This window comes from Streptomyces sp. NPDC042336, assembly GCF_055581985.1.
The window spans coordinates 305,504-321,277 of record NZ_JBVJEA010000006.1 but is presented as its reverse complement, the minus strand read 5'-3'; the positions used below and the strand labels follow the sequence as shown (position 1 = coordinate 321,277).

14 protein-coding genes, 1 pseudogene and 1 riboswitch are annotated in these 15,774 nt (G+C 73.1%); of the genes and pseudogenes, 11 read left to right on the top strand and 4 right to left on the bottom strand.

Annotation, left to right across the window (positions count from 1 at the left end):
- Positions 1 to 59 precede the first annotated feature (59 nt).
- The gene (locus ACZ6IM_RS16275; protein ID WP_469557117.1) at positions 60 to 746 is read left to right on the top strand and encodes a lytic polysaccharide monooxygenase auxiliary activity family 9 protein; all 687 of its coding nucleotides are present in this window, start codon (positions 60 to 62) and stop codon (positions 744 to 746) included.
- 119 nt (positions 747 to 865) lie between these two features.
- Positions 866 to 2,554 (top strand): tetratricopeptide repeat protein, encoded by a 1,689-nt coding sequence (locus tag ACZ6IM_RS16270; protein ID WP_469557115.1) that lies wholly within the window; start codon positions 866 to 868, stop codon positions 2,552 to 2,554.
- 41 nt (positions 2,555 to 2,595) lie between these two features.
- On the opposite strand, the gene ACZ6IM_RS16265 is transcribed toward ACZ6IM_RS16270, so the two are convergent.
- A complete protein-coding gene (locus ACZ6IM_RS16265; protein ID WP_052841200.1) occupies positions 2,596 to 3,171 on the bottom strand; it encodes a TerD family protein in 576 nt (191 codons plus the stop codon).
- 87 nt (positions 3,172 to 3,258) lie between these two features.
- Between ACZ6IM_RS16265 and ACZ6IM_RS16260 the strand changes: the two genes are divergently transcribed.
- From ACZ6IM_RS16260 to ACZ6IM_RS16235, 6 genes are all read left to right on the top strand, one after another.
- Positions 3,259 to 3,687 carry a BlaI/MecI/CopY family transcriptional regulator gene (locus tag ACZ6IM_RS16260; protein ID WP_052841201.1) on the top strand — a complete coding sequence of 143 codons (429 nt, stop codon included), beginning with the start codon at positions 3,259 to 3,261 and terminating at the stop codon, positions 3,685 to 3,687.
- A gap of 7 nt (positions 3,688 to 3,694) precedes the next feature.
- The gene (locus ACZ6IM_RS16255; RefSeq protein ID WP_052841202.1) at positions 3,695 to 4,627 is read left to right on the top strand and encodes a M56 family metallopeptidase; all 933 of its coding nucleotides are present in this window, start codon (positions 3,695 to 3,697) and stop codon (positions 4,625 to 4,627) included.
- A 343-nt stretch (positions 4,628 to 4,970) separates the two neighbouring features.
- Positions 4,971 to 5,630 (top strand): fasciclin domain-containing protein, encoded by a 660-nt coding sequence (locus ACZ6IM_RS16250; protein ID WP_469557113.1) that lies wholly within the window; start codon positions 4,971 to 4,973, stop codon positions 5,628 to 5,630.
- An 87-nt stretch (positions 5,631 to 5,717) separates the two neighbouring features.
- A riboswitch (cobalamin riboswitch) is annotated at positions 5,718 to 5,903 on the top strand.
- A 64-nt stretch (positions 5,904 to 5,967) separates the two neighbouring features.
- Positions 5,968 to 7,035, top strand: coding sequence for an ABC transporter substrate-binding protein (locus tag ACZ6IM_RS16245; RefSeq protein ID WP_469557110.1), 1,068 nt, complete (start codon positions 5,968 to 5,970; stop codon positions 7,033 to 7,035).
- The gene (locus ACZ6IM_RS16240) at positions 7,032 to 8,108 is read left to right on the top strand and encodes a FecCD family ABC transporter permease (RefSeq protein WP_052841205.1); all 1,077 of its coding nucleotides are present in this window, start codon (positions 7,032 to 7,034) and stop codon (positions 8,106 to 8,108) included. Before ACZ6IM_RS16245 ends, ACZ6IM_RS16240 begins: the two co-directional genes overlap by 4 nt.
- A complete protein-coding gene (locus ACZ6IM_RS16235; protein WP_052841206.1) occupies positions 8,105 to 8,878 on the top strand; it encodes an ABC transporter ATP-binding protein in 774 nt (257 codons plus the stop codon). Before ACZ6IM_RS16240 ends, ACZ6IM_RS16235 begins: the two co-directional genes overlap by 4 nt.
- Positions 8,879 to 8,923: 45 nt before the next feature.
- On the opposite strand, the gene ACZ6IM_RS16230 is transcribed toward ACZ6IM_RS16235, so the two are convergent.
- The 3 genes and pseudogenes from ACZ6IM_RS16230 to ACZ6IM_RS16220 all read right to left on the bottom strand — a co-directional run.
- On the bottom strand, positions 8,924 to 9,379 hold the full coding sequence (locus ACZ6IM_RS16230; protein ID WP_052841208.1) for a flavodoxin family protein: 456 nt from the start codon (positions 9,377 to 9,379) through the stop codon (positions 8,924 to 8,926).
- A gap of 87 nt (positions 9,380 to 9,466) precedes the next feature.
- On the bottom strand, positions 9,467 to 11,101 hold the full coding sequence (locus tag ACZ6IM_RS16225; protein ID WP_469557108.1) for an ABC-F family ATP-binding cassette domain-containing protein: 1,635 nt from the start codon (positions 11,099 to 11,101) through the stop codon (positions 9,467 to 9,469).
- A gap of 455 nt (positions 11,102 to 11,556) precedes the next feature.
- Positions 11,557 to 12,054: pseudogene (locus ACZ6IM_RS16220) on the bottom strand (anti-sigma factor); the annotation flags it as partial.
- Between the two features lie 238 nt (positions 12,055 to 12,292).
- Here ACZ6IM_RS16220 and ACZ6IM_RS16215 point away from each other — a divergent pair.
- The 3 genes from ACZ6IM_RS16215 to ACZ6IM_RS16205 all read left to right on the top strand — a co-directional run bounded on the left by ACZ6IM_RS16215 (position 12,293) and on the right by ACZ6IM_RS16205 (position 15,715).
- Positions 12,293 to 12,814 (top strand): GNAT family N-acetyltransferase, encoded by a 522-nt coding sequence (locus ACZ6IM_RS16215; protein ID WP_052841211.1) that lies wholly within the window; start codon positions 12,293 to 12,295, stop codon positions 12,812 to 12,814.
- 145 nt (positions 12,815 to 12,959) lie between these two features.
- A complete protein-coding gene (locus ACZ6IM_RS16210; protein WP_469557106.1) occupies positions 12,960 to 14,069 on the top strand; it encodes a LacI family DNA-binding transcriptional regulator in 1,110 nt (369 codons plus the stop codon).
- A gap of 47 nt (positions 14,070 to 14,116) precedes the next feature.
- A complete protein-coding gene (locus ACZ6IM_RS16205) occupies positions 14,117 to 15,715 on the top strand; it encodes an FAD-dependent oxidoreductase (protein ID WP_469557105.1) in 1,599 nt (532 codons plus the stop codon).
- The last annotated feature ends 59 nt before the right edge of the window (positions 15,716 to 15,774 follow it).

The following is a 15,774-nucleotide window of genomic DNA, read 5'->3' as shown; positions in this document are numbered from 1 at the left end:
CCACTCGCGCTCGCGATGTCGCCGCTCCATGCAGTCCCCCCACGCGAGAGAAGGACGTCATGATTTGTCATGATCACAACAATCAAAGGTCATCCGGAAGGACCCGCCGGGCGGCGACCCTCGCCCTCAGCACCCTGACCGCGGTCCTGCTCACCCTGATCCCCTGGAGCGGCACCGCTGTCGCCCACGGCTCGGTCGTCGACCCCGCCTCCCGCAACTACGGCTGCTGGGAACGCTGGGGCGACGACTTCCAGAACCCGGCCATGGCCGACGAGGACCCCATGTGCTGGCAGGCGTGGCAGGACAACCCCAACGCCATGTGGAACTGGAACGGCCTGTACCGCAACGGCTCGGCCGGTGACTTCCAGGCGGTCGTCCCCGACGGCCAGCTGTGCAGCGGCGGCCGGACCGAGAGCGGACGCTACAACTCCCTCGACGCCGTGGGCGCGTGGCAGACCACCGACGTCACCGACGACTTCACCGTCAAGCTCTACGACCAGGCCAGCCACGGCGCCGACTACTTCCTGGTCTACGTCACCAAGCAGGGCTTCGACCCCGCCACGCAGGCCCTGACCTGGGGAGACCTCCAGCAGGTCGCGCGCACGGGTAGCTACGGGCCCAGCCAGAACTACGAGATCCCGGTGAGCACCTCGGGACTGAGCGGCCGGCACGTCGTCTACACGATCTGGCAGGCGTCGCACATGGACCAGACGTACTTCCTGTGCAGCGACGTCGAGTTCGGCTGACCCGCGTCACTCCCCCCACATCCCCGCCGGGTGCGCCGCACCCGGCGGGGGCACCGGTCGTGCGACCGGTGCCCCCGAACCGCCCCGTGTCCGCTCCCGGGTGCGGTATACGTCCCCTCATGGACTACTACGACCTGGGTGGCCACGGGCGCCCCGTGACGACCTCGTCGCCCGAGGCCCAGCGGTGGTTCGACCGCGGGTTGGTGTGGACGTACGCCTTCCATCACGAGGAGGCCGTCGCGTGCTTCGAGACCGCCGCCGCGGCCGACCCGGACTGCGCCATGGCCCACTGGGGCATCGCCCACGCGCTCGGCCCCAACTACAACAAGCCCTGGGATGCCTTCGACAGCGAGGAGCTGACCCGGACCGTCGACCGCACCCACGCCGCCGTCGAACGCGCCCACGGCCTGGCGGGCCGGGCCACTCCGGTCGAGCGGGCCCTGATCGGCGCCCTGCGCGCCCGCTACCCGCAGGCGAGCGCCGTCGAGGACTGCTCGGTGTGGAACGCGCCGTACGCCGACAGCATGCGCGCCGTGTACGAACTGGCCCCCGACGACCTGGACGTGGCCACCCTCTACGCGGACGCCCTGATGAACCTGACGCCCTGGCGGCTGTGGGACCTGCGCACCGGGCTGCCCGCCGAGGGCGCGCGCACCCTGGCGGCGAAGGAGGTGCTGGACCGGGCCCTGGCCGCCGACGGAGGCCGCGACCACCCCGGCGTACTGCACCTCTGCATCCACCTGATGGAGATGTCGCCCACCCCCGAGGCGGCCCTCACGGTCGCCGACCGGCTGCGCGGCCTGGTCCCGGACGCGGGACATCTCCTGCACATGCCGTCGCACCTCGAAGTGCTGTGCGGCGACTACCGCCGCGTGGTGTCGGACAACGAGGCCGCGATCGCCGCCGACGAGAAGTACCGCGCTCGGTCGGGGGCGATGAACTTCTACACCCTCTACCGCGCGCACAACCACCACTTCAGGATCTACGGGGCGATGTTCCTGGGGCAGTACCGGGTCGCCCTCGACACCGCGGCTCGCCTGGAGGCGTCCGTTCCCGAGGAACTGCTGCGGGTGGAGAGCCCGCCGATGGCCGACTGGCTCGAGGGCTTCCTGGCCATGCGGGTGCACGTCCTGATCCGCTTCGGCCGCTGGGCGGACATCCTCGCCCTGCCCCGGCCGGCCGACCCCCGCCTGTACTGCGTGACGACCGCGATGCTGCACTACGCCCGCGGCGTCGCCCTCTCGGCCACCGGCCGGATCGCGCAGGCGGAGACAGAACGCGAACTGTTCCGCGAGGCCGTCGCCCGGGTGCCGGAGTCCCGGACGCTGTTCAACAACACCTGTGCCGACATCCTCGCCATCGCCTCGGCCATGCTCGACGGCGAACTGGAGTACCGCAGGGGCGACCACGCCGCCGCCTTCGCCGCCCTGGAACGCTCGATCGAGCTGGACGACAGCCTCCCCTACGACGAGCCCTGGGGGTGGATGCAGCCCACCCGGCACGCCTACGGCGCCCTGCTCCTGGAACAGGGCCGGATCACCGAGGCCGAGGCGGTCTACCGGGCCGACCTGGGCCTGGACGACACCCTGCCCCGCCCGCTCCAGCACCCGAACAACGTCTGGGCGCTGCACGGGCTCCACGAGTGCCTGGTGCGGCTGGGCAGGGCGGGCCAGGCGCGGATCGTGGCGCAGCAGCTGAAGCTCGCCGCCGCGCTGGCGGACGTACCGGTCGAGGCGTCCTGCTTCTGCCGGCTCGACACCTTCCCGGCCGCCGGTGGCGGGTCCGGCTGCTGCGCCACGGACCACTGAGTCCGCCGGGCCCGTTCCGGGGCACGGGACCGGGACGCGCGTCAGACGTTGACGCCGAAGTCCGCGGCGATGCCGGCGAGGCCCGAGGCGTAGCCCTGCCCGACGGCCCGGAACTTCCACTCGGCGCCGTGCCGGTACAGCTCGCCGAAGACCATCGCGGTCTCGGTCGAGGCGTCCTCGGACAGGTCGTAGCGGGCGAGCTCCTGGTTGTTCGCCTGGTTGACGACCCGGATGAAGGCGTTGCGGACCTGGCCGAAGCTCTGGCCGCGGTTCTCCGCGTCGTGGATGGACACCGGGAAGACGATCCGGTCCACCTCGGCCGGGACCGTGGCGAGGTTCACCTTGACCGCTTCGTCGTCGCCCTCGCCCTCACCGGTGAGGTTGTCACCGGTGTGCTCGACCGAGCCGTCCGGGCTGGTGAGGTTGTTGTAGAAGACGAAGTGCCCGTCCGAGATCACCTTGCCCGACGCGTCGAGGAGCAGCGCGGACGCGTCGAGGTCGTAGTCGGTGCCGGTCGTGGTGCGCACGTCCCAGCCCAGACCCACCAGCACGGCGGTCAGGCCGGGCGCCTCCTTGCTGAGCGAGACGTTGCCGCCCTTGGCCAGGGAAACTCCCACGGTGTTCTCCTTCGTCCTCGTCGTGTTCGCTGCGTTCCGGGTACCCGCTGTCAATCTACAGCACTGTAGAAGAAAGGCTTCTATACGATGTCGCTCCGGAAGACGATCGGCGGCGGAAGGAGGCGGGCCGTGACGGATGACCGGCGTCCGCGGCGACGGGGCCAGGGCGAGCTGGAAGGGCTGGTGCTGTCCGCGCTGCGTGAGGCGGACGGCCCCGCGACGGCCGGCTGGGTGCAGGAGCGCCTCGGCGGCGACCTCGCCTACACCACGGTGATCACGATCCTGACCCGGCTCCTCGAGAAGGGCGCCGTCAGCCGTGAGCGCGCGGGCCGGTCCTTCGCCTGGACACCCGCCTCGGACCAGGCGGGCCTGGCCGCGCGGAAGATGCGCAAGGTGCTGGACGCGGAGAGCGACCGGGAAGCGGTTCTGGCCAGCTTCGTCACGGGCCTCGACCCCGACGACGAGCGGCTGCTGCGCGAACTGCTCGGACAGGCGCGCGCCGCGGAGGACGGCTGACACCGTTATGGGGGTCTTCGTCTTCCTGCCGCTGGTCCTGCCGCTGACGGCGTGGCCGATCGCCAGGCTCGCCGAGCAGCACCTGCACCCGCGGACCGCGACCAGGCTGCTCACCGCCGTCGCCGCCGTGATGGCTCTGTGCAGCACCGTGTGCCTGGCCCTGGTGATGGTGGTCGGCACCGCGCAACTGCCCGGCAACCCGCTGCCCGACGGCTGGTCGGACCCCGAGGTGCGGGCGGCGGTGCCCTACGACGAGGTCGTCGGCAAGGCGGCCATTCCCGCGCTCTGCGCCGTGGTCGCGGCCTCGGCACGGGCCCTGTGGCGGCACGGCAGGGTGCGCCGCCGCGCCCACCGCGCACTGGCCGGGCTGCCGGGCACGGGGGTGGCCGTACTGCCGGACGACGTGCCCTACGCGTACGCGCTGCCCGGGGGACGCCGGGACCGCGTGGTGGTGAGCACGGCCCTGCTCGACTGCCTCGAACCGGGCGAGCGGCGCGCCCTGTTCGCCCATGAGCGCGCCCACCTCGCCGCCGGTCACCACCGCTTCCTCCTCGCCGTCCGGCTCGCCGCGCTGGCCAACCCGTTCCTGCGCCCCCTGCGGACGGCCGTGTCCTACACGGCGGAGCGGTGGGCGGACGAGGCGGCCGCACGGGCGGTCGGTGACCGTCGCGCGGTGGCGACCGCGATCGGCAAGGCGGCCCTCGTCTCCCGCGGCACCCCCGTCGCCACCCTCGCCGGCCTCGCGGCGCCCGGCCCGGTGCCGCGCCGGGTGGCTGCCCTGCTGGGGCCCGCTCCCACCGTCCGCACCTGGCCCCCGGTGTTCACCTCGGTGGGTCTGGCCGCGTGGGCGGCGGCCGCCGGAACCGCAGTCTCGGCGATGTCCTCCGCGAACGCCGCCGTCACGATGTTCCTCATCCTGCGGGCCGCGACGCCGTTCTGAGCGCCCTTCACTCCCTGACGCGAGCCGGCGGGGAAACGCGCAGGTCACAGAAGTGCCGCCGGAACTTCCTCACTCGATCGGGTGAGTGACCCATCCGGAACGGGGCCCGCTCCGGATTCCCCGTGTGAGGGAAGAACCGAGACCACGCAGACAGCGAACCGGCGGCTGACCCCGGATCCGGGTCGGCCGGTCGCCGCGTAACGGCATCGCGCACTCGGCGACCCGCCGCACACCACTTCGACTCCGCACCACTGCTCAGCACCACTACCACTCAGCACCACTGCCGCGACCACTGCTCCGTACCGACGCAGCCTCGTGCTGCCCGTTTTCAGGGAGATCCTCCATGAACGCCCGTATCCGCCACTCCGCTGTCGCCGTCGTCGCGGCCGCCGTCCTGCCCCTGTCCCTGGCCGCCTGTTCCGACGACGGCGACAGCGGCTCCTCGGACTCCGCCCAGGCCGCCTCCTCGGCCCCGGCGACGGGCGACGACCAGTCGGCCGACAGCTCCGGCGGCGCGGCGGACACCGACGAGCCGTTCGGCCCGGCCTGCTCCACGGTGCCGAAGGAGGGCGCCGGTTCGTTCGGCGGCATGGCCAAGGACCCGGTCGCCACGGCCGCCTCGAACAACCCGGCCCTGTCCACGCCGGTGTCGGCGGTGAAGAAGGCCGGTCTGGTCGACACGCTCAACAACGCCGAGAACATCACCGTGTTCGCGCCGACCAACGACGCCTTCGCCAAGATCCCGAAGGCCGACCTGGACAAGGTCCTGAACGACAAGGCGATGCTCACCGGCATCCTGACCTACCACGTCGTGGGCCAGAAGCTCGCGCCCGCGGACCTGGAGAACGGCACCTTCGACACGCTGCGGAAGTCCCGGCTGACCACCTCGGGCTCGGACGAGTCGTACAAGGTCAACCACTCCGCCAAGGTCGTCTGCGGCAACGTGAAGACCGCGAACGCCGACGTCCACATCATCGACACTGTCCTCATGCCGAAGAGCTGAGGCGCGCGAACGGGTGTGGCGGCCCAAGAAGGCCGGGGGAGCGGGCCGGGCAGCGGCCCGCCCCCCCCCGGCGGGGCGGTGACCCTGTGGTAGCTTGCGCAAGCCAGTCGAACCCACCTGGTGGGTCAGGGAATCCGGTGCGAATCCGGAGCTGACGCGCAGCGGTGAGGGGGACGGGCGGGACACGGGCCACTGGGCGGCGTACGCCGTCCGGGAAGGCGTCCCGTCCGGTCGATCCCGAGTCCGAAGACCTGCTGGCACCCGTGCCGCGTGCGGCGCGGGCCGCATCGTACGGACGGGCTTCGCGCATGAGCCCTCGACGCCAGAGGATCCTCCCTTGCCCGCAGCACGCCCCGTCGGCTCCCGACGACTCCTCCCTTCCCACCGCGCCCTGCGCGGTCCCGCCCTGCTCCTGTCCGGTGCCCTGCTGGTCTCCGGCTGCGGGTCCGGCGCGGCCACCGACGACGCGGCCGCCCCGGCCGGTTACCCGCGCACCGTCCGTGACTGCGGGCGCGACGTCCGGGTCGACGCGCCGCCGCGCCGGGCGGTCTCCCTCAACCAGGGCACCACGGAGATCCTGCTCGCGCTCGGCCTCGCCGACCGCATGGCGGGCACCGCCACCTGGACCGATCCGGTCATGAAGGGACTGGAGAAGGCGAACGCCGGCGTCCCCCGGCTCGCCGACGACATGCCGTCCTTCGAGACGGTCCTGGACGCCGAACCCGACTTCGTCGCCGCCTCCTTCGCCTCCACGCTCGGCACCGGCGGCGTGGCCACCCGCGAGCGGTTCACCCAACTCGGGGTGCCGGCCTACCTGTCCCCGTCCGACTGCGTCGGCAAGGACAACGGCGGCGACGGCGACGGTGTCCGGGACCAGCCCCTCACCCTGGACACGGTCTACGGCGAAGTCCGCGACCTCGCCAGCCTCTTCGGTGTCGAACAGCGCGGCGAGAAGCTCGTCGCCGACCTCAGGTCCCGGGTTGGCACGGCGACGTCCGGCATCGACGCCTCCGGTGTCACCCTCATGTACTGGTTCGCCAACTCCACCTCCCCGTACCTGGCGGGCTGCTGCGGCGCCCCCGGCGTCATCACCCGCGCGGTCGGCGCCCGGAACGCCATGGACGACACCCACGAGGAGTGGCCCCAGGCGGGCTGGGAGACCGTCGCCGACCGGGACCCCGACGTCCTGGTCCTCGGCGACCTCACGCGCAAGTCCCAGACGGCCGAGACGGCCGCGAAGAAGATCGAGTTCCTGGAGTCCAACCCCGTGACCAGGAACATGACCGCCGTCCGAGAGAAGCGCTACGTACTGCTCAGCGGGCAGGCCATGAACCCCACCATCCGAACCGTCGAGGGCGTGGAACAGGTGGCGGCGGCCCTGCGCGAGTTCGGGCTCGCCAAGTGACGTCCGCGAGCCGGGCCGCCTCGGGCTCGGCGTCCGTCCCCGGCATACGCGCGCCCCGCCGCGCGCCCCTGGTGTGGACGGCGGCCGGGACCGTCGCCCTGTGCGCCTCCGTGGCCGTAGCCGTCACCATCGGCCCGGCGGACATCGGCGTCGCCGACGTGTGGTCCGTGATCGCCGCCCACCTCGGTGCCGGCACCGGCGCCGGGGACGTGACGCCGATCCGCGACGGCATCGTCTGGGACCTGCGGCTGCCCCGCACCCTCCTCGCGGCGGTGTGCGGTGCGGGACTCGCCGTGTGCGGGGCCGTGCTCCAGTCGCTGCTGCGCAACCCGCTCGCCGACCCCTTCGTGCTCGGCGTCTCCTCCGGCGCCTCGACCGGCGCCGTCCTGGTCGTCGTGCTCGGCGTGGGAGGCGGCGCGCTCTCCGTCCCCGGCGGGGCGTTCATCGGGGCGGTCTGCTCCTTCGCGCTGGTGATGCTGCTCAGTCACAGCCTCGGCGGCGGCACGGACCGGGTGGTGCTCGCGGGCGTGGCGGCGATGCAGCTGTTCTCCGCGCTCACCTCCTTCGTGGTGATGACCGCGGCCGACGCCGAGACCACCCGCGGTGTGCTGTTCTGGCTGCTCGGCTCGCTCGGCGGCGCGGGCTGGAGCGACGTAGGTGCCGGTGCGGCGGTCCTGTCGCTGGTCCTGGCCGTGTGTCTCGGTCACGCCAGGACGCTGGACGCCTTCGCCTTCGGTCAGGACGCGGCGGCCGCGCTCGGCGTCCACGTGACCCGGACCCGGCTGGTGCTGCTGTGCGCCACCGCCCTGCTCACCGCCGCCCTGGTCGCCTCGGCCGGCGCGATCGGCTTCGTCGGCCTGGTGCTGCCGCACGCGGTACGGGCGCTCACCGGACCCGGACACGCCCGGCTGCTGCCCGTCTGCGCGCTCGCCGGCGCCGTTTTCCTGGTGTGGGTCGACACCCTGGCCCGTACCGTCCTCGAACCGCAGGAGGTTCCGGTGGGCGTGGTGACCTCGCTGATCGGCGTGCCGGCCTTCGTGCTGGTGCTGTACCGCACCGGGAGGGCACGGTGACCCTGAACGCCGAGCGGGTCTCCCGCACCGCGGGCGGCCGGCTGATCCTGGACGGCGTCGACCTGAGCCCTCGGGCCGGTGCCATGACGGGCCTGCTCGGCCCCAACGGCTCCGGCAAGTCCACCCTGTTGCGGCTGCTGGCCGGGGTGCTCGCCCCGGCCTCGGGCCGCGTCACCCTCGACGGGCGCCCCCTGGACCGGGTGAGCCGCCGGGACGTCGCCCGGCGCGTGGCCTTGGTCGAACAGCAGACGGACACCCAGGTGGAACTGACGGTCCGGGACGTCGTCCGGCTCGGCCGCATCCCGCACCGCCGCGCCTGGACGCCCGCCTCGGCGGCCGACGAGGAGGCGGTCAGCGACGCCCTGGAGCGCACCGGTCTGACCGGTCGGGCCGACCGGCTGTGGCACACGCTCTCCGGAGGTGAGCGCCAACGCGTCCAGATCGCCCGCGCCCTCGCCCAACAGCCGCGTGAACTCCTGCTCGACGAACCGACCAACCACCTCGACATCCAGCACCAGCTGGACGTGCTGGCCCTCGTCGCCGCCCTGCCCGTCACCAGCGTGGTCGCCCTCCACGACCTCAACCTCGCCGCGATGTACTGCGACCACCTCGTCGTCCTCTCCCAGGGGAGAGTCGTGGCCTGCGGCGAACCGGCGGAGGTCCTGACAAAGGACCTGGTCGCGAAGGTCTACCGGGTCGACGCCCGGATCACCCGCGCCGGCCCGGACGACCGCCCGCACGTGCGCTTCCTGGGCACACTGCCGGGCTAGGGTCCGTCCGAGGGGCCACCGGGCCGAGACGTGCCCGGGAGAAGGTCAGCCGTCCATCAGGCCGGCGGCGAGCGTGGCCCCCAGCTCCCAGCAGGCCTCCAGGTCGGCCTTGCCGGGCTCACCGGTCACGTTCACCGAGGGCGCCGCACGCTGCCAGCCGAGCCCGGTGGTGACCGACTCGATGCCGCGCACCGCGCCCGTGGTGTCGCTGCCCCCGTGCACGTAGTAGCCGAAGGGGCGGCCGCGCGTCTCGTCGAGGCAGGGGTAGTAGACCTGGTCGAAGAAGTGCTTGAGCGCACCGGACATGTACCCCAGGTTGGCCGGGGTGCCCAGCAGGTACCCGTCGGCCTCCAGCACGTCGACGGCCGTGGCCGCCAGCGCCGCCCGCCGGACCACCCGCACCCCTTCGATCTCGGGGGCGCTCGCCCCGGACACGACGGATTCCAGCATCGCCCGGCAGTTCGGCGACGGCGTGTGATGCACGATCAGCAAAGTGGCCACACCGGCAGCCTGCCGCCCCGCACCCTCCGACCGCAAACGGACACCACGGCACCCTGAAGGTGCACCCCGCCGCCGTCGGCGGACGGCCTACTCGTCGGGCGCCCCCGTCTCGGTCAGCTCGCCGCCGGCCAGCCGCAGCCAGCGGTCGACGCCGATCCCCCGCAGGAACCGCCGGTCGTGACTGACGACCACGAAGGCTCCCCGGTAGGAGTTCAGGGCGCTCTCCAACTGGCCCACACTGACGAGGTCCAGGTTGTTCGTCGGCTCGTCCAGGAGCAGCAGGTGCGGGGCCGGTTCCGCGCACAGGACGCAGGCCAGCGTGGCCCGCAGCCGCTCGCCACCGGAGAGCACCCCGACGGGCAGCTGGGCGCGGGCGCCCCGGAAGAGGAAGCGGGCGAGGAGGTTCATCCGCTCGGCCTCCGGCCGGTCCGGGGCCCAGGCGGCGAAGTTCTCCGCGACGGTGCGCTCGTCGTCCAGCAGGTCCAGCCGCTGGGAAAGGTACGCGACGCGCCCGTCGGCCTGCCTGATCTCGCCGTCCTCCGGCACCAGGCCGCCGTCGACCAGGCGCAGCAGCGTGCTCTTGCCCGTGCCGTTGGCTCCCGTCAGCGCGATCCGCTCGGGGCCGCGGACCGTCAGGTCGACGCCCCGGTCCCCGAAGACGTTCTTGTCACCGAGCCGGATCCGCAGCCGCTCACCGAGGAAGAGGGTGCGTCCGGCGGGCACCCGGGTCTCCGGCAGGTCCAGCGTGAGGCTCTGCTCCTCGCGCAGTGACCGCTCCGCCTCGTCCAGCCGCGCCTTCGCCTCACCGACCCGGTGGGCATGGGTCTGGCCCGCCCGGCCGGCGGACTCCTGGGCCCCGCGCTTCATGGTGCCCGCGAAGATCCGGGGAAGGCCGGCGTTCTTGAGGTTGCGGGCGGCGTTGCTCGCCCGGCGGTCGGCGCGCTCGCGGGCCTGCTGCAACTCCCGCTTCTCCCGCTTCAGCTCCTGCTCCGCGTTGCGGACGTTCTTCTCGGCGACTTCCTGCTCGGCGCGGACGGCTTCCTCGTACTCGGTGAAGTTGCCGCCGTAGAAGCGCAGTTCACCACCGTCGAGTTCGGCGATGCGCTCCATGCGGTCGAGCAGCTCCCGGTCGTGGCTGACCAGCAGCAGGCAGCCGTTGTAGTCCATCAGCACGTCGTGGAGCCTGCCGCGGGCGTCCGCGTCGAGGTTGTTGGTGGGCTCGTCGAGAAGGAGCACGTCGGGCCGCTTCAGCAGTTGGGCGGCGAGCCCGAGGGAGACGATCTGGCCACCGCTCAGCGTGCTCAGCCGCCGGTCCAGGGCGAGCGTGCCGAGCCCCAGACGGTCGAGCTGGGCGCGGGTGCGCTCCTCGACGTCCCAGTCGTCACCGATGGTGGCGAAGTGCTCCTCGGCCACGTCACCGGACTCCACGGCGTCGATGGCCCGGATCACGGCGTCGACGCCGAGTACCTCGGCCACGGTGAGGCCTCCCGTCAGGGGGAGGGCCTGCGGCAGGTGGCCGAGGACGCCGGACACCGCCACGGAACCGCCGGTGGGCCGCAGCTCACCGGCGATCAGCTTGAGCAGGGTGGACTTGCCGGAACCGTTGGGGGCCACCAGGCCGGTACGGCCCACGCCCACGGTGAAGGACAGATCCTGGAAGACGGGGGTGTCGTCGGGCCAGGAGAAGGACAGGTGGGAACAGCGGACAGCGGCGTCGGACATGGAGACGACCTCGTGGCGGTGAGGGGCAGAGATCAGACCTCTGCCCGGGAGGAGGACAGGGAGAAGGGAACGACGACGGGGCCACTGCGACGGCGCTCGAACACGCCCGCTGCGGCCTACCGGAACCGGGTCTCACCCGGAGATGTCGTCGTCACCCACCATGTCCGCGACTCCCTCGCTGCACGATCAACGTCTCCACCAGCCTAGCAGCCGGGTTCCCGCACCGGCTCGGGAAAGGACCCGGTCGGGGTGCACCGCCCCGCCCGGCCGCCACGTACGGGTCCGGGGCCCTGCCGGTCCCGGCCTGGGCCGGAACGGTCGTGCGGGCGGTGGGGACGGCCTTGGAGGCCGTCGGGCACGCCCGGCTACCTGCCTGTCGGCGGCAGCGGGAAGCGACTCTTTGAGCGGCACACGGCGGACCGCCCGGGACGGGCCGAGTACGCGGCCCCACCCCGTCAGGCCGGCATGCCCAGCAGCGCGATCGGGTCGGAGGTCGGCTGCTTCGAGCCGCCCGCCGGTTCGACCATGATGCCCACGCCCGTCGCACCGTCGACGGCGCCCTCCATCAGCACCGCCCGACTCGTGCCGCCGGTCTCCATCAGGCCCGCCGAGCGCATCGTGCCGTGGTCGTCGAACCAGAGCTGGTACACCTTGCCCCACGGCGGTTCGGCCAGCCCCGAGGCGAGGAAGACCGCCCGGTCCCGGCGTTCGGAGACGACCAGCGTCCCGCTCGCCCCGCCGGCCAGCCGCGCCGTACGGGACTCGGCGTCCGGCGCCGCCAGCACCCCGGCGAGGGTCTCGGCCCGCTGCTCGGCCTGCGCGGCCCGCTGCCCGGCGTCCTGCGCGCGTTCGTACTGCCACACCGCCGTGCCGCCGAGGCCCGCCGCCGCGGCCAGACAGGCGGCCAGCGCCCAGCGGGCCATGCCGCGGTCCGCGGATTGGTCACGGCCCGCGGATTGGTCACGGTCCGCGTGGAACCGGGGTGACGCCTTCCGACGCCCACCTTCCCACGGGTAGAGTGGCCGCCGTTCGCGTTCGATCGTGCTCCAGGGGAGCGGGAGGAAAGGGAGGTGAGGTTGATGACCGTGCTCGACGCCGTCCTTCGCGACGCCCGGATCTCCCTCGCGTCCCGAGCGGCGGCCTGACCCCGCCTCCCACGAACGCACACCAGAAACGGACTTCCATCCCGTCATGTCCCCTTCCCGGAATTCCTGGAACACCCGCGCCGAGACCGGCGCCGACGTCCCCGTCATCCGCGACATCGTCCGCGCCGCCTTCCCCACGCCGGAAGAGGCCGCCCTCGTCGACGCGCTGCGCGCCGACCCCGGGGCCTGGATCGAGGGCCTGTCCCTCGTCGCGGTCGACGACGCCGACCGCCCGGCCGGCCACGCCCTGCTGACCCGCTGCCACATCGGGGACAGCCCCGCGCTGTGCCTGGCACCCGTCGCCGTCCGGCCCGAGCACCAGAGGAGCGGCGCCGGTACGGCCGCCGTCCGCGCCGCGCTCGCCGCCGCCGGGCGTCTCGGCGAACGCCACGTCGTCGTCCTCGGACACCCCGAGTACTACCCCCGGTTCGGCTTCGGCCGGGCCTGCGCCTACGGCATCGGGCTGAGCATCGACGTCCCGGACGAGGCGCTGATGGCCCTCACCCTGGACGCGGCCCACCCGCTGCCCGCCGGCACCGTCCGGTACGCGGCGCCGTTCGGCATCTGATCCGGCACGCAGGGTGGCGGCGGGAGTCTCTTCCGCCGCCACCCTGCATTTCTTCGGCGCAACCCCTTGACCCGACGCCCGCCGTCCTTCACATTGCTTGTTAATGCGCATTAGGTAATGCGCATTAACTCGACGGAGAGGAGCGGTGGTGGCGAAGGAAGCCGCAGGGCGGGCCAGGCCGGGGAGGACCCCCGCGCCGGCCGGCCGGCGGGCCCGGCCCCGGCAGGCGGAGGTGGCCAGGCTCGCCGGTGTCTCGCAGGCGACGGTGTCCCTGGTGCTGTCCGGACGGGACATCGCGACCGGCCGGCCGATCTCGGCGGAGACCCGCGCGAAGGTCCTGGACGCCGCACACAGCCTCGGCTACGTCCCCGACCCCGCCGCCAGCCGGCTCGCCGCCGCCCGCAACAACCTGCTCGGCGTCTTCAGCTTCACCGCGACCTTCCCGACCGACGTGCGGCACTCGTACTACCCGTTCCTCGTCGGCGTCGAGCAGGAAGCCGCCGCGCAGGGCTACGACCTGGTGCTGTTCACCGGGTCGAGCACCGGGGGCGCGGGCGCGGGGGGAGCCGGCGCGCTCAACCGGGTACGGCTGGCGGACGGCTGCCTCTTCCTGGGCCGCCACGCTCCCGCCGACGAACTGCGCCGACTGGTCGCCGACGACTTCCCCGTCGTCCATGTCGGCCGGTGCGACGAGCCGGCGGGCCTCGCCTGGGTGGGTGCCGACTACGTCAGCGCCAGCCGCGAGGTCGTCACCACACTCGCCGGGCTCGGTCACCGGCGCGTCCTCCTCGTCCGCGAGGACGACGACGCCCCCGCCTCCACCGACCGTGAACGCGGCTTCCTGGACGGGCTCCTGGCCGGCGGCCTGCCCGCCGGACCCGACGCCGTGTTCCGCTCCGGCGACCCGCGCGCCGACCTCACCGCCGACCGGGTCCGCGCCTGGGTGGCCGACGGCGTCACCGCCTTCGTCGCCGAGGAGACCGACACCGGCGCGGCCTGGCGGGCCCTGCGCGCCGCCGTCGACGCGGCCGGTCTGGACTGCCCCGGCCAGGTGTCGCTCGCGCTGCTCGGCAGCCCGCCCGCCGACCTCGCGGACGAACCGGCGCCGATGGGCTTCGACATCCCGCGCCCCGCACTGGGCGCCGAGGCCGTACGACTGCTCGCCGCCCGCATCGCCGGACAGCCCGCCGAGGGCACCCTCGTCGCCTGCGCCTTCAGGCCGGGCACGACCGCCGGCCCACCGGCCGCCCTCTGAACCCACCCCGCCCACAGCACCGACCGCACCACCTAAGGAGCAGCAGCGTGATACCGGAACCCGACATCCTCGTCGTCGGCGGCGGACTCGGCGGCGTCGCCGCGGCCCTCGCCGCCTGCCGGGCCGGCCGCAGCGTCGTCCTGACCGAGGAGACGGACTGGATCGGCGGCCAGCTCACCAGCCAGGCCGTGCCGCCCGACGAGCACCCGTGGGTCGAACAGTTCGGCACCACCGCCACCTACCGGCGACTGCGCGAGGGCATCCGCCAGTACTACCGGCAGTGGTACCCCCTGCGCGCCGAGGCCGCCGCCCTCACCGACCTCAACCCGGGCGCCGGCCGGGTCAGCAAGCTCTGCCACGAGCCGCGCGTCGCCCTCGCCGTCCTGGAGGGCATGCTCGCCCCGCACCGGGCGGCCGGACGGCTCACCGTCCTCACCGAGCACCGGCCGGTGGCCGCCGAGGCCGACAACGATGTCGTGCGCGCCGTCACCCTGGAGGACCTCCGCGACGGCACCCGCCGCACCGTCCCCGCGCGCTACGTCCTGGACGCCACCGAGACCGGTGAACTGCTCCACCTCGCCGGCGTCGAGCACGTCAACGGCGCCGAGTCGCGGGCCGAGTTCGACGAACCGCACGCCCCCGACCAGGCCCAGCCGGGCAACCAGCAGGGCATCACCGTCTGCTTCGCCCTCTCCCACCACGAGGGTGAGGACCACACCATCGACCGTCCCGCCGACTACGACTTCTGGCGCGACTACAAGCCCGACTTCTGGCCGGGACCGCTGCTCGGCTTCGAGGCCCCCGACCCGCGCACCCTGGAGCCGGTGCCGCGCACCTTCGAACCCAACCCCGACCTCGACCCGCTCGCCGTCAGCGCCGACCAGAGCGCCGACGCGGGCGACAAGGAACTGTGGGGTTTCCGCCGCATCCTCGCCCGCAAGCTGCACACCGACGGCGCCTTCGACTCCGACATCACCCTCGTGAACTGGCCGCTCAACGACTACTGGCTGAAGCCCTACATCGGCCAGGAGACCGAAGCCCTGCGCGAGGCACGGCAGTTGTCCCTGTCGGTGCTGTACTGGCTGCAGACCGAGGCGCCCCGCACCGACGGCGGCACCGGCTTCCCCGGGCTGCGGCCGCGCCCCGACGTGACCGGCACCGCCGACGGCCTCGCCAAGGCGGCCTACGTCCGCGAGTCCCGCCGTATCAAGGCCGTCACCACTGTCACCGAGCACGACGTCTCCATCGACCTGCTCGGACCCTACGGCCGCACCCGCCACCGCGACTCCGTGGGCGTCGGCAACTACCGCATCGACCTGCACCCCTCCACCGGCGGCGACGGCTACGTCGACATCGGCTCCGTCCCCTTCGAGATCCCGCTCGGCGCGCTCGTCCCGCGCCGGGTGCGCAACCTGCTGCCGGCCGGCAAGAACCTGGGCACCACCCACATCACCAACGGCTGCTACCGGCTGCACCCGGTGGAGTGGAACGTCGGCGAGGTCGCCGGAGCCCTCGCCGCCCACTGCCTCGCCGAGGACGTCGAGCCGCACCAGGTGCAGGCCGAGGACAAGAGGTTCGAGGAGTTCGCCAAGGTGCTCGACCGCGACGGCGTACAGCGTCACTGGCCCGACGTCAGGGGCTACTGAACGACCCCGTGCGGGACGGCAGTTCGGGCGGGGCAGCACCACCTGCCCCGCCCGGTGAC

Coding starts and splice junctions, on each gene's coding strand:
- ACZ6IM_RS16270 (WP_469557115.1), top strand. CDS start 866: ATGGACTACTACGACCTGGGTGGCCACGGGCGCCCCGTGACGACCTCG.
- ACZ6IM_RS16260 (WP_052841201.1), top strand. CDS start 3,259: ATGTCGCTCCGGAAGACGATCGGCGGCGGAAGGAGGCGGGCCGTGACG.
- ACZ6IM_RS16255 (WP_052841202.1), top strand. CDS start 3,695: ATGGGGGTCTTCGTCTTCCTGCCGCTGGTCCTGCCGCTGACGGCGTGG.
- ACZ6IM_RS16215 (WP_052841211.1), top strand. CDS start 12,293: ATGTCCCCTTCCCGGAATTCCTGGAACACCCGCGCCGAGACCGGCGCC.
- ACZ6IM_RS16250 (WP_469557113.1), top strand. CDS start 4,971: ATGAACGCCCGTATCCGCCACTCCGCTGTCGCCGTCGTCGCGGCCGCC.
- ACZ6IM_RS16275 (WP_469557117.1), top strand. CDS start 60: ATGATTTGTCATGATCACAACAATCAAAGGTCATCCGGAAGGACCCGC.
- ACZ6IM_RS16225 (WP_469557108.1), bottom strand. CDS start 11,101: ATGTCCGACGCCGCTGTCCGCTGTTCCCACCTGTCCTTCTCCTGGCCC.